We start from the raw sequence: 11,912 nt of genomic DNA, 5'->3' as shown, positions 1-11,912 counted from the left end.
GAGCGCCGGTCGATGGCGAAGATCAAGGTCAACAACCCGGTTGTGGAGCTCGACGGCGACGAGATGACCCGGATCATCTGGAAGCAGATCCGCGAGCAGCTGGTGCTGCCGTACCTCGACGTCAACCTCGAGTACTACGACCTGTCGATCCAGTACCGCGACGAGACCGACGACCAGGTGACCATCGACGCGGCCAACGCGATCAAGCGGCACGGCGTCGGCGTCAAGTGCGCGACGATCACCCCGGACGAGGCCCGCGTCGAGGAGTTCGGCCTCAAGAAGATGTGGCGGTCGCCCAACGGCACGATCCGCAACATCCTCGGCGGCGTCGTCTTCCGCGAGCCGATCATCATGTCGAACGTACCCAGGCTGGTGCCGGGCTGGACCAAGCCGATCATCATCGGCCGGCACGCCCACGGCGACCAGTACAAGGCCACCGACTTCGTGACCCCGGGCCCGGGCAAGCTGACCGTCACGTTCACGCCCGAGGACGGCTCGGCGCCGATGGAGTTCCACGTCGCCGATTACCCCGGCGGCGGCGTCGCGATGGCGATGTACAACTACGACGACTCGATCCGCGACTTCGCCCGCGCCTCGTTCCGGTACGGCCTGGCCCGCAACTACCCGGTCTACCTGTCGACGAAGAACACGATCCTCAAGGCGTACGACGGCCGGTTCAAGGATCTGTTCGCCGAGATCTTCGAGACCGAGTTCGCCGACCAGTTCAAGGCGGCCGGCCTCACCTACGAGCACCGCCTCATCGACGACATGGTGGCCGCCGCCATGAAGTGGGAGGGCGGCTACGTCTGGGCCTGCAAGAACTACGACGGTGACGTGCAGTCCGACACCGTGGCGCAGGGCTTCGGCTCGCTCGGCCTGATGACCTCCGTGCTGATGACCCCGGACGGCAAGACCGTCGAGGCGGAGGCCGCGCACGGCACGGTCACCCGGCACTACCGGCAGTGGCAGAAGGGCGAGAAGACCTCGACCAACCCGATCGCCTCGATCTTCGCCTGGACCGGCGGCCTCAAGCACCGCGGTGTGCTGGACGGCACCCCGGCGGTCACCGAGTTCGCCGAGACGCTGGAGAAGGTCTGCGTGGAGACGGTCGAGGGCGGTCAGATGACCAAGGACCTCGCGCTGCTCATCTCGCGGGACGCCCCCTGGCTGACCACGGACGAGTTCATGAACGCCCTGGACGAGAATCTGGCTCGCAAGCTCGCCTGATCCCGTACGCCGTAAGCACGAAGGCCGCCGCGCATCTGCCGGCGGCCTTTTTACGCGGCGCGAAGCTCGCAAAACGGATGTTTAGGTCGGGTTTCGCGGGGTAGCGGGCGTAACTCTTCGGGTTGGCCGCTCGTTTCCCTGGATAGAACGGATGACGGTCGCGTCGCGCTTCTGGTCGCCCGCCGGTCCGGCCGCCTTGTCCCGGGCGCCGACCGGTTCTGGAAGCAGCGCGCGATCAGTGGGCGATCTGCGCCTGCCGTCCCTTCCCTGCGGGGGGCCTCGTCCCGGGCCCCCCGCCCCTCTACTAAATGGCCTCGCTCCGCTCGGCTGGCACTTCGCCCCAGGGCGGTCGGTGTCGAGGACACCAAAACAGGCCACGGCAAAGGGCGCCTAGCCTGTTTTGGCGCCCTCGACACCGACGGGCGAAGTGCGACTTTGGGTGCGGTTACTTCATTGGCGGGGCACGGCTGGTTGCGCGGTTGCGCTTGTGAGAGTGCGGTTAGGCGGTTGGGGGGACGCCGAAGGCGCGGCCTGCTTCGACGGCGGCGCTCAGGGCTTGCTGGTGGAGTTGAGATGCCAGGTCTCGGAGGGGGTCGAGGGCCGGGTTGACGCCGGCCAGGGTCAGTTCGCGTTCTACGACTGTGAGGGTCGCGCCCCACTGCTCGGTGAGCATGCGGTGGAGGTACGGGGTTGAGTAGTCCCAGCCGTGTTTGGGGGTGCCCGGGCCGTAGGCGCCGCCGCGGACGGTGGCCAGGACGACCGGCTTGCCCGGGATCAGGCCCTCGGGGGCGCGTACGCGGGGGTCCGTCATGATCAGGTCGAACCAGGTCTTGAAGTGCTGGGACACGCCCCAGTTGTAGAGCGGCACGGCCAGCAGCACCGCGTCCGCGTTGACCAGTTCATCGGTGAGGGTGGTGGCCAGCTTCACCGCGTTCGCCTGCTCGGCGGTGTGCTGCTCGGGCGGGACGAAGCCGGCGCCCACCGCGTGCCCCCAGGCGTCGGCCGGCAGCACGTCGACGCCGATGTGCCGACGCTCGACCTGGTCGCCCGGGTGTGCGGCCAGCCACTCCTGCTCGACGAGGTCGGCGATCTCGCGGCTCGCCGAGCCCTCGACCCGGATGCTGGCGTCCAGCCGGAACAACGTCATGGTTCGTCCCCTTTGTTGAGTATGACTTCACGCTTGAAGTCAACGATGACTCGCTTCAAGCGTGAAGTCAACCGTGAAGTGACGTACGTCAAGTTGGCTGATCAGGGCCGGTAGGCTGCATCCCGTGGAAGGCCGGAACGAACCCCAGTGGCTGTCGCCCGACGAGAGCGACGCCTGGCTGGCCCTGTCCTGGCTCATGTTCAAGCTGCCGGGCGCGTTCGACACCCAGCTGCAGCGCGACAGCGGCATCTCGTTCTTCGAGTACCTCGTGATGGCGGGGCTGTCCATGTCACCCGGCCGGCGCCTGCGGATGAGCGAGCTGGCCCAGTTCGTGAACGGCTCACTGTCCCGGCTGTCCAACGTGGTCAAGCGCCTGGAGCAGCGGGGCTGGGTCTTCCGCGAGCCCAGCGCCGAGAACGGCCGGTTCGTCGAGGCGGTGCTCACCGACACCGGCTGGGAGCTGGTCGTGGCGGCCGCGCCCGGACACGTCGAGACGGTTCGGCGCTACGTCTTCGACGCGCTGCGCCCCGAGCAGGTGGCCGAGCTGCGCGACATCGGCCGCCAGGTGGCCCGGCAGGTCGGCCCCGGCCAGGGCTGGCCGCCGAGCGCCCCGAGAAACGTCGTGGCCGACTAAAGGGCTTCGCGGAGGCGCTGGGCGGCGGCCTCCGGGACGATGTCGTTGACGAAGGCGCCCATCGCCGACTCCGAGCCGGCCAGGTACTTCAGCTTGTCCGCCGCCCGGCGGATGCTGAACAGCTGGAGGTGCAGGTAACCCAGCTCGCGGCCCTCGCCGACCACCGCCTGGTGCCAGGCCGAGATGTAGGGCATCGGCTTGCCGAAGAGCGCGTCGAAGCGGCGCAGCACGTCCAGGTACAGCGGTGCGAAGGCGTCCCGTTCCGCGTCGCTCAGGGCCGGGATGTCCGCCACCTGGCGGTGCGGGGCCAGCTGCACCTCGTACGGCCAGCGGGCCGCCGCCGGGACGTACGCCGTCCAGTGCTCGTTGGACGCCACCACGCGGACCTGGGCCTTCTGCTCCGCGGCCAGCACGTCGGCGTACAGGTTGCGCCCGCCGGTGTGCTCGGCGTGCTTGCGCGCCGCCCGCAGCATGGCCTCGGTGCGCGGCGGCACCGTCGGGTACGCGTAGATCTGCCCGTGCGGGTGGCTCAGCGTCACGCCGATCTCGATGCCGCGGTTCTCGAACGGGAACACCTGGGCGATGCCCGGCAGGGCCGACATCTCGGTCGTCCGGTCGGCCAGCGCGTCGAGCACCGTGCGGACCCGGGCCGGCGGCAGCGTGCCGAAGGAGCTGTTGTGGTCGCTGGTGAAGCAGACCACCTCGGTGCGCCCGATGCCCGGCCGGACCGGGACCATGTCGGTCAGCGCGGTGATCTCGTCCGGCTTGACCCGGTCGCTGAACGACGGGAACTGGTTTTCGAACACCACCACGTCGTAGTCCGGCGCGGGGATCTCACTGGCGAACTCCGGCGTCGACGGGCACAGCGGGCACTTGTCGCTCGGCGGCAGGAAGGTACGGGTCTGCCGGTGCGCCGCGACCGCCACCCATTCGTCGACCAGCGGGTCGTACCGCAGCTGGGAGGTCGGCGGCGGGGGCGGCAGGTGCCGGGTGTCCGGCCACTTGGCGCGGTCCGCGTCCGGGGTCTCGTCGAAGTAGATGAGCTCGCGGCCGTCGGAGAGCCGGATCGCAGTCCTCTGGGAGATCATTGGGCGCTTACCACCATCAGCTCGTTCACCTGTTCCACCAGGACCGCACGTGCGGCCTCGTCCAGTTGGTCATCCGTGATCACCACGTCGGCGCGGTCCAGCGGCACGATCGAGGAGATGCCCACGGTGCCCCACTTGGTGTGGTCGGCCAGCACCACGAGCCGCTCGGCCGCCTCCACCAGCGCCCGGTTGACGTCGGCCTCCATGAGGTTCGGCGTCGTGTAGCCGGCCCGCTCGCTCATCCCGTGCACGCCGAGGAACAGCATGTCCAGGTGCAGGGTGCCGATCGCGGCGACCGCCACCGGCCCCACCAGGGCGTCCGAGGGCGTGCGGGTGCCGCCGGTCAGGACCACGGTCTGGTCCGGGCGCCCGGCGCGGTAGAAGACGTCGGCGACCGGGATGGAGTTGGTCACCACGGTGAGCGCCGGCACGTCGACGAGCCGCTGGGCCAGGCCCGCGGTCGTGGTGCCGGCGGACAGGGCGATGGCGTCACCGGGAGACACCAGGGCGGCGGCGCGCATGGCCATCGCGGCCTTCTCAGCGCGCTGGCGCACCGACTTGGCCGCGAAGCCGGGCTCGTGGGCCGAACCGGGGCTCACCGTGGTCGCGCCGCCGTGTACCTTCGCCAGCAGGCCGCGGTCGGCCAGGGTCTCCAGGTCGCGGCGGATCGTCATGTCGGAGACGCCGTACTCGTTGGCCAGCTCGCTGACGCGGACGCCGCCGGCGGCCCGGACCCGGTCCAGGATCGCCGCCTGACGCTGCTGCGCGAGCATCAGCACTCACCGTCGCTACGACGGGATAACCGCACGAATTCGAACACGTGCGAACACTACCCGCTGAGCGGGTGTGCGCAAAAGGTGGTGTGTCAGATACCTCGGCCCCGCTTGTGCAGCGCCGACAGCACGTTCTCCACCTTCACCGCGCCGGTCATGGCCGCGAGGGCGATCGCCGTCCGGGGCTCCTTCCAGTTGGCGCGGACCGCCTCCTTGCTGAACTGCCACGCCTGACTCCGGTTGCCGGTCGCGGCCGACCAGCACGCGAGCTGACCGTAGACGCGGGCCGCGCCCGGGCCGCAGCCGCTGATCTCCGGGTGGCGTTGCATCATCCAGCGCAGCGACGAGATCTTGGTGGCGTACTCGTAGGCGTAGTGCGAGGTGCGGCCCCACAGGACCCGGACCAGCGGCTCGTCCAGGTGCACGATCGGCGCGCGGCGGGCCGCCCGCAGCAGCATGTCCCAGTCCTCGTTCTGGCTGCCCGGCGCGTCCTCGGCGACCAGTCCGATCGCCGACTCGGCCAGTGCGTCCCGGCGGATCAGGAACGACGACGAGTGCAGCATCGCCATCCGGGAACGGGCCAGCTCGTCGACCGTCACCCGGCTGCGCCCGGCCAGCCGCGGCGTGGTCCGGCCCTCGTACTCGACCTCGATCGCGCAGGTCGCCATCTCCGAGTCCGGCTCGGCCACCAGGGCGGCCACCTGGCGGCGCAGCTTGTCCGGCGCCCACTGGTCGTCGTCGTCGCAGAAGGCCACGTACTCGCTGTCCAGCGCCAGGATGCCGGTGTTGCGGGCGCCGGCCAGCCCGGAGGTGCGCCAGTTCGTCAGCACCAGCACCTGGACGCCGTCGGTGGCGGCGAGCAGGTAGTCGGGCTCGGTCTGGTCGTAGACCACCACGATCTTCAGCTCACCCGGGTAACGCTGGGCGCGTACCCCGGCGATGGCCTTGCGGAGCAGTTCGGGACGGTTGCGGGTGGGGATCACGACACCGACGGACGGCCAGTTCATCACGCCTCCTGGGGCACTTCTGCGGGGTTGAGCGGGTAGCCGTACGCGCGCAGCATCGGGGCGCACACCGCGCCGACCAGCCGGCGTTGGCCGCTGGGCAGCGCGCGTACCCAGGCGTCGTCGCGGCGCAGCGGCAGCCGGCCGACGCTGAAGCGCATCGGGTTGCCGGCCGCGCTGTGGCCGACCCGCAGATCGGCGTAGCCGTCGCCGAGGAAGCCGAGATCGGCGTCGGAGACCGGGACGCCGGCGTACTCGGCGAGTTCGCGCAGCGCGGCCCGCGGGTCGGTGAGGAACTGTTCGTAGCGGATCCGGCGGACCGGCACGCCGCGGCGCGAGAGCAGTCCGAAGGCCGCGTTGTGCGCGTTCCAGAGCAGAGCCGAACGGCCGGGGGAGTAGCGCGTCATCTCCTCGCTGCCGTCCGTCTCCGGCCGGGCGACGGTCTTGGTCCACGAGTACGCGACCCCGCGCGCGTCCCGCACCACGTGCACGACCCGCAGATCGACGTCGTCGGCCCAGCGCAGCACGTGCGCCAGGGCGCTGTGTTTGGAGGAGTCGACGACCACCTGGGCGCCGGAGACCGCCGCGGCCGCCGAGTAGACGCGGGCGTAGAAGCTCGCGTACTCGCGGACGTCGGCGCGCTGGGCCGGCGGCAACTGGGCGCCGGCCAGGCGGGGGATGTGCCGGGTGCGCTCGACGACGTCGCGCAGCGCGTGCACCCGCTCGACGTCCACATTGCCCCAGTGACCGAAGGCGCGTTCGCCCACACGCTTCCAGAACGTGCAGGCCGAGAAGCGGGCGCCGCAGCCGCAGCGCTCGTCGTCGCGGATGTCGCGTTGCCAGAGGTGGACGATCTCGCCGAGCGAGCACACGGAGGGCAGCTCGCCGAGGAGGCGCTCGACGAGCGTTGTTCCGCTTCGTCCTAATCCACCCAAATAAAGAACCCGTGCCACTTTGGCCCACCTTCGCTCGTTTCGCTCCTATAACGAGCGAACAAGGGTGAAGGAGGCGTCGCATGACAATCGAGGCATTCGACCGGGTGCATCTGGACGGCACGGGATTCGACCGGATCACCGAGGAGGAGGTGGTGGCCGTCGTCCGGGAGGCCATCGATGCGGGCCGGGGCGGCCGGATCCTGACCCCGAACGTCGACATCCTGCGCCAGGCCCAGATGGACAGCGAGGTCCGTGGTTATCTCGACGACGCCGACCTGGTGGTGGCCGACGGCATGCCACTGGTCTGGGCCAGCAAGCTCAGCGGCACCCCGCTGCCGGAACGCGTCGCAGGCAGCAGCCTGATCTGGTCGCTGTCGCGCGGCCTGGCCCACGACCGCCGATCGATCTTCGTCGTCGGCGGCACGCCGGCGGCCGACGGGACCAAGGACGGTGCCACCCGGGCCGCCGACCGGCTGGCGGGTGAGTGCCCGGGGCTGCGGATCGCCGGGACGCTGTGCCCACCGTACGGCTTCGAGCGCGACGAGGAGTCCTTCGCCGACCTGTGCCGCAAGGTGGCCGGGGCGGAACCCGACCTGGTCTTCGTCGGGCTGGGCTTCCCGAAGCAGGAGGGCGTGATCAATCGGTTGCGGGCCGAGCTGCCGCGGGCCTGGTTCATCGGCTGCGGTGCGGCGGTCAACTTCGTGGCCGGCGACGTCGAGCGGGCGCCGCGCTGGATGCAGAAGACCGGCCTGGAGTGGGCCCACCGCCTGGGGACCGACCCGGGGCGGCTGGCCGGGCGCTACCTCAAGCACGACGCCCCGTACGCGATGCGGCTGCTGGCCGGCGCGGCCGCACGCCGATGACCCGGACACACCCGCGGCCGCCGGACGGGTGGGCGCCCGGCGGCCGCGGGCGGCCTATTCGGGATTGAAGTACGGATCCCGGGTCAGCCGGGCGAACTGCTGGAACGCGGGTTTGTCCCCGGCCAGTTGGAACTGCTGCTTCGGCCCGTTGCCCTCGGGGTTGGACTCGAAGTAGACGACGGCCTTGATCTGCTTGTTGGCCTTGAAGGTGCGCTCGGCGTCGGCCAGCCAGGCCGCCCGGCCGGCCGAGCCCCACGCCTTGGCCACCCCGAACTCACCGATGATGATCGGCTTGGGTCGTTGCGCCGCCCACTGCAGGAACGGGCCCATGAGCTGCCCGATCGGCTGGAACAGATTTCCGGCGTAGACGTCCACGCAGGTCCAGTCCACCTGGTCGTCGCCCGGGTAGAAGGCCGGCGCATCGCCGCGGATGAAGCCCTCCGCGGTCGGGCACCAGACCCACGACACGTTCTTGACCCGCTGCTCGGCGAAGATCTGCCGGATGTGCTTGTACGCGGCGATGTAGTCCTCCCCCGACCACATCGTGGCCCGCAGGTTCGGCCGGTCCATCTCCCACCGGATCCGCAGCAGCACCGGTTCCTTGACCTTGCGGATCGCCTTGGCCTGCCGGCGGATCAGCCGGTCGTGCTCGCCGGCCAGGATCGAGCGGTTGTCCCCGGTGGCCCAGCTGACCATCAGCGTGGCGTCGGTGTCCAGGAACTCCTCGTCGGACGCGGTGCCGACCATCTGGTCGAAGCGCCGGTACGTGTTGACGATGTCGAGCGGGCGCCCGAGGTCCTTCTCGAGCCCGTCGACCGCCTCGACCCGGCCGGCATGGGTCAGGGCGTCGGGCTTGATCCAGGCGCCCAGGTACGCACCGGTCTCCGGCGCCTCGAACGGGCCGGACTCGAACGGACCCGGGTTCACCGCCACGGCCACCGGCGCACTGGTCAGGTCGGGGGACGGCGTGGGCTCGGGCTCGGCCCGCCGGTGCGAAGTGCAGCCGGCGAGCACGAGGACGAGCAGGCCCAGCAGGGCGAGAACACGGCGCATGACAGTGGCTACTTCTTCCGCCGGGCGGTGTAGAGGACGTTGACCGCGAAGCTGTCGGTGCCCGGCAGTTTGCGGGCCGCGGCGTCGGCGGCCCGGGCCAGCACCTTGTGGTCCAGCGACTCGGTCAGCATCGAGAAGCCCTTCCGCTCGATCACCTCGAAGCCGTGCCGGTCGAGCAGTTCGCCGACCTCCTCGTGGGACAGCTCGGCGAACCAGCGCTCACCCGAGTGCCGCCGGGCCCGCAGGTGCCGCAGCGATCCGGCGTTGCCGTGGTTCTCCACCACCAGCAGCCCGGAGGCCGCGTCCGGCAAAGCCTTGGCGGCGAACGCGATGGCCCGGTCCCGCACGTCGGCCTGCACGTTGAGCAGCAGCCGGAACATCGTCACGATCGCCGGGAATCCGGCCCGCACCGGCTCCGGCACCGGGCCGTCCATCGGCACCTGGTGCCAGTGCGCCTGCGAGCCCACCTCGGCGGCCTTGGCCATCATCTCGGCGGACGTGTCGTAGCCGTGCGCCTCCCGGACCAGGCCGTGCAGCGTACGGATGGCGCGCCCGGTACCACAGGCGAAGTCGTGCTGCACCGGCGCGGTGTCGAACTGCCGGGTGACGAGCTTGCGCAGGTACGCCTGCTGCCGCTCGTTGATCCGCGACGCGTAGCTGTCCGGCGCGTACGTGACGTGCTCGTACTTGTCGACGGCTTCGGCGTCCTGGAACACCTTGGTGTATTCGGTGGTCAACCGGTCCTCCTCTGGGTGAGCTTGCGGGGCTTGAAGGCGTTGAGACCGAGACGTCCGCGCAGCAGCCACGCCCCGGCGGCGAAGGCGGTCAGGGCCAGCGCGACAGCCAGCGACATACCGGCCGGGCCGGCGCCCGCCACGACGGTCACCAGCCGGGGCAGGATCCCGAAGCAGGCGACGGAGAGCCCGGCGGCGGCCAGCGTCCCGGGGCCGAACGGGTGCAGCCGGGCGGCCCGGCCCACCTGGATCAGCGGCAGCACGTTGTTGGCGACCATCGCGCAGGCCAGCCCGATCGCGGCGCCGAGAGCGCCGTACCGGGGGATCAGCAGCACGTCCAGGCCGATGGTGACGCCCAGCGCGATCAGGACGTTGATCAGGTTCCAGGAGGTGCGCCCGGCCATCGCCAGTACCATGTCGACCATGCCGCAGCCGGTCGCGACGAGCATCGCGCAGCCCAGCACGACCACCACGTCGGCGCCGCTGCGGTAGCCTCTGCCGAACAGTCCGAGGTAGACGGGCGCGAACAGGATCACCAGGAAGGTGATCGGCCAGGTGACGAGGACCAGCCAGCCGGTGGCCGTCTGGTAGAGGTGGTTGGCGGTGTCCCGGTCGCCGACCGCGAGGGCCTCGGCCAGCCGCGGTTGCACCGACTGGGAGATGCCCTGGTTGGCGAACTGGATGAGCACCACGAACCGGCCGGCGACCGCGTAGATCGCGGCCGCGGCCAGCCCGCCGAGGGCGGCCACCAGCAGCACGTCGACGCGCTGCAGGGCCAGCTGCGCGACGCTGGCCAGGGCCCGCGGCCCGGTGAACCGCCAGAAGTCGCGACGCAGCTGCCGGCGGTCGCGGCGGCGGGTGCGCGGACCGTCGGGCCGGCCGGCCAGGTACGTGCGCCGCAACGCGACCGCCGCCAGGACCACCACCGGCAGGTACGGCACCGCCCAGGCGAACGCGAACGCGGGCAACGTCGCCGTGCCCCACAGCGTCGCCACCCCGGCCGCGCCGACGCACAGCAACTGCAGCGTGCTGCGCAGGACGCGGTCCAGGGTGACGGTCGGCCGCATGGCCTTGTAGCCGCGGGTGGCGGTGAGCAGCGCGTCGGTGAGCGCCTGCAACGGCAGGAAGAGGGCCAGCACCCGCAGGGCCGTGGTGTGCCCGGCCATGACGTGCGGTGAGTCCTCGGCGGTGAGGTGGGCGATGGCCGGGGCGCCGAACCACATCGCGACCGCCAGCACCAGCGCGAGCACGACGACCGGGGTCAACGCGATCCGCAGGCAGGCGCCGAGCAGGTGGTCGCGGCCGGTGGCGCGCAGCCGGGCCGGCCAGTAGACCAGGCCCGTCTGCGTACCCAGCTTGGCCAGCCCGCCGGCCAGCACGAAGGCCGCCGTGGCGGCGAAGAACGCGCCGGCCTGCTCGGCGCCGAGGCTGCGGGCGACGATCCAGGTGACCACGACGCCGGTGCCGCCGGCCAGCGCCGAGCCGGCCATGTTGGCCAGCCCGCCGCGGGCGACGCCCCGGGTGCCGCGGCGGTCCGGCGCCGCGACGTCGGTGACGGTCATGCCTGGCGCCAGATGGGCACCCGGCCCAGCCACGTGATCAGGGCGTCGTCGTGCGGCGCGAAGTGCTCGGTCAAGTCCTGGCGTAGGACCGGGTCCATGTCGGACTTGCGGGGACGGGCGTTGTGCCGTTCGAACGGCGGGTGCCCGAGGTCGGTCGGCAGACCCAGGAACCGGCACACCTCGTCGTAGGTCTGCTCGGGCTCGGCGAAGAACCGCTCGCTCTCCACCACGTGGATGCGTTCCCGGCCGACGTGCTGGGCCATCACGCTCAGGTAGCGGGCGTACTCGCCGCGGGCCCGGTAGGCGTGGTGCTGGTGGCCGAAGGAGTAGTAGGTCGGGTCGGTCGCCAGCTTGTGCTCCTGGCGGTGCAGCCGGGCGGCTTCGAGGGCGAGCGCGTTGCCGAAGTCGCGTTCCTGTTCGAAGCCCCGGGCCACCTCGTGGTGGTGCTGCGAGTAGGCCCGCTCGACCGGGTCCCGGACCAGCACCACGAGCTTCGCCCCGGGCAGGTCCGCGGCGATCCGGGCGGCCGCCTGCGGGTGGTACATGTAGTACGGGCTCGACTCGAAGGTCTGCGCGTCCACGCCGTAGCGGGTGCGGATCTTCTCGGCGCTGCGCTGCATCGGGAAGTGGCCCTTGTACCAGCCCATGCCCCGGTCGTAGGACACGTCGAAGTAGTGCACGCCCTTGTGCAGCACGGCTTTGAGCACCACCGGGTGCGCGGCGAGCGCGCGGTAGAGCGAGGTCGTGCCGCAGCGCTGACCGCCGCAGATCAGGAACGACGGGGTCATCCGGGCCGGGGCGGTGAGCCGGCCGTACGAGCGCGTGCCCAGGTGCACGACCCGCTTGACGGGTGTCGGAACTTTGGAGACGTCCATGGTTACTGCGGCCTTCC

Annotated in this window: 12 protein-coding genes; 3 read left to right on the top strand and 9 right to left on the bottom strand. The window is 70.9% G+C overall.

Translation table 11 applies throughout. The features are described from left to right. Window positions 1-12 precede the first annotated feature (12 nt). A complete protein-coding gene (locus tag AB0C12_RS40010) occupies window positions 13-1,227 on the top strand; it encodes an NADP-dependent isocitrate dehydrogenase (protein WP_360555991.1) in 1,215 nt (404 codons plus the stop codon). A 499-nt stretch (window positions 1,228-1,726) separates the two neighbouring features. On the opposite strand, the gene AB0C12_RS40005 is transcribed toward AB0C12_RS40010, so the two are convergent. After that, window positions 1,727-2,374, bottom strand: a complete 648-nt coding sequence (locus AB0C12_RS40005; RefSeq protein WP_360555989.1) for an NAD(P)H-dependent oxidoreductase — start codon at window positions 2,372-2,374, stop codon at window positions 1,727-1,729. A gap of 124 nt (window positions 2,375-2,498) precedes the next feature. Here AB0C12_RS40005 and AB0C12_RS40000 point away from each other — a divergent pair, with 124 nt between their 5' ends. Then, window positions 2,499-3,008 carry a MarR family transcriptional regulator gene (locus AB0C12_RS40000; protein ID WP_360555987.1) on the top strand — a complete coding sequence of 170 codons (510 nt, stop codon included), beginning with the start codon at window positions 2,499-2,501 and terminating at the stop codon, window positions 3,006-3,008. Here AB0C12_RS40000 and galT read toward each other — a convergent pair. From galT to AB0C12_RS39980, 4 genes are all read right to left on the bottom strand, one after another. Further along, on the bottom strand, window positions 3,005-4,096 hold the full coding sequence (gene galT, locus AB0C12_RS39995; protein WP_360555986.1) for a galactose-1-phosphate uridylyltransferase: 1,092 nt from the start codon (window positions 4,094-4,096) through the stop codon (window positions 3,005-3,007). The two genes, AB0C12_RS40000 and galT, sit on opposite strands and share 4 nt — an antisense overlap. Next, entirely contained in the window at window positions 4,093-4,869 is a 777-nt protein-coding gene (locus tag AB0C12_RS39990) for a DeoR/GlpR family DNA-binding transcription regulator (RefSeq protein WP_360555984.1), read from the bottom strand. Before AB0C12_RS39990 ends, galT begins: the two co-directional genes overlap by 4 nt. A 92-nt stretch (window positions 4,870-4,961) precedes the next feature. Beyond that, entirely contained in the window at window positions 4,962-5,876 is a 915-nt protein-coding gene (locus AB0C12_RS39985; protein ID WP_360555983.1) for a glycosyltransferase family A protein, read from the bottom strand. Further along, a complete protein-coding gene (locus AB0C12_RS39980; RefSeq protein ID WP_360555981.1) occupies window positions 5,876-6,826 on the bottom strand; it encodes a sulfotransferase in 951 nt (316 codons plus the stop codon). Before AB0C12_RS39980 ends, AB0C12_RS39985 begins: the two co-directional genes overlap by 1 nt. Before the next feature lie 62 nt (window positions 6,827-6,888). Here AB0C12_RS39980 and AB0C12_RS39975 point away from each other — a divergent pair, with 62 nt between their 5' ends. After that, entirely contained in the window at window positions 6,889-7,671 is a 783-nt protein-coding gene (locus AB0C12_RS39975; RefSeq protein ID WP_360555980.1) for a WecB/TagA/CpsF family glycosyltransferase, read from the top strand. A gap of 54 nt (window positions 7,672-7,725) precedes the next feature. Here the strand turns inward: AB0C12_RS39975 and AB0C12_RS39970 are convergent, their stop codons facing one another. Genes AB0C12_RS39970 through AB0C12_RS39955 form a run of 4 tightly spaced genes read right to left on the bottom strand, consistent with a single transcriptional unit; the run spans window position 7,726 to window position 11,895 of the window. After that, complete coding sequence (locus AB0C12_RS39970; RefSeq protein WP_360555979.1) at window positions 7,726-8,724, bottom strand: glycosyl hydrolase; 999 nt, start codon at window positions 8,722-8,724, stop codon at window positions 7,726-7,728. An 8-nt stretch (window positions 8,725-8,732) separates the two neighbouring features. Continuing rightward, a complete protein-coding gene (locus AB0C12_RS39965) occupies window positions 8,733-9,461 on the bottom strand; it encodes a methyltransferase domain-containing protein (protein ID WP_360555977.1) in 729 nt (242 codons plus the stop codon). Then, a complete protein-coding gene (locus tag AB0C12_RS39960; protein ID WP_360555976.1) occupies window positions 9,458-11,020 on the bottom strand; it encodes a polysaccharide biosynthesis C-terminal domain-containing protein in 1,563 nt (520 codons plus the stop codon). Before AB0C12_RS39960 ends, AB0C12_RS39965 begins: the two co-directional genes overlap by 4 nt. Next, window positions 11,017-11,895, bottom strand: coding sequence for a sulfotransferase (locus tag AB0C12_RS39955; RefSeq protein ID WP_360555974.1), 879 nt, complete (start codon window positions 11,893-11,895; stop codon window positions 11,017-11,019). Before AB0C12_RS39955 ends, AB0C12_RS39960 begins: the two co-directional genes overlap by 4 nt. Between the last annotated feature and the right edge of the window lie 17 nt (window positions 11,896-11,912).

The sequence above is a fragment of the Actinoplanes sp. NPDC048967 genome (assembly GCF_040649415.1).
Classification (GTDB): Bacteria; Actinomycetota; Actinomycetes; order Mycobacteriales; family Micromonosporaceae; genus Actinoplanes.
This window is presented reverse-complemented; position numbering and strand designations above follow the sequence as displayed.

Coding starts and splice junctions, on each gene's coding strand:
- AB0C12_RS39955 (WP_360555974.1), bottom strand. CDS start 11,895: ATGGACGTCTCCAAAGTTCCGACACCCGTCAAGCGGGTCGTGCACCTG.
- AB0C12_RS39960 (WP_360555976.1), bottom strand. CDS start 11,020: ATGACCGTCACCGACGTCGCGGCGCCGGACCGCCGCGGCACCCGGGGC.
- AB0C12_RS39985 (WP_360555983.1), bottom strand. CDS start 5,876: ATGAACTGGCCGTCCGTCGGTGTCGTGATCCCCACCCGCAACCGTCCC.
- AB0C12_RS39975 (WP_360555980.1), top strand. CDS start 6,889: ATGACAATCGAGGCATTCGACCGGGTGCATCTGGACGGCACGGGATTC.
- galT (WP_360555986.1), bottom strand. CDS start 4,096: ATGATCTCCCAGAGGACTGCGATCCGGCTCTCCGACGGCCGCGAGCTC.
- AB0C12_RS40005 (WP_360555989.1), bottom strand. CDS start 2,374: ATGACGTTGTTCCGGCTGGACGCCAGCATCCGGGTCGAGGGCTCGGCG.
- AB0C12_RS39970 (WP_360555979.1), bottom strand. CDS start 8,724: ATGCGCCGTGTTCTCGCCCTGCTGGGCCTGCTCGTCCTCGTGCTCGCC.
- AB0C12_RS39990 (WP_360555984.1), bottom strand. CDS start 4,869: ATGCTCGCGCAGCAGCGTCAGGCGGCGATCCTGGACCGGGTCCGGGCC.
- AB0C12_RS40010 (WP_360555991.1), top strand. CDS start 13: ATGGCGAAGATCAAGGTCAACAACCCGGTTGTGGAGCTCGACGGCGAC.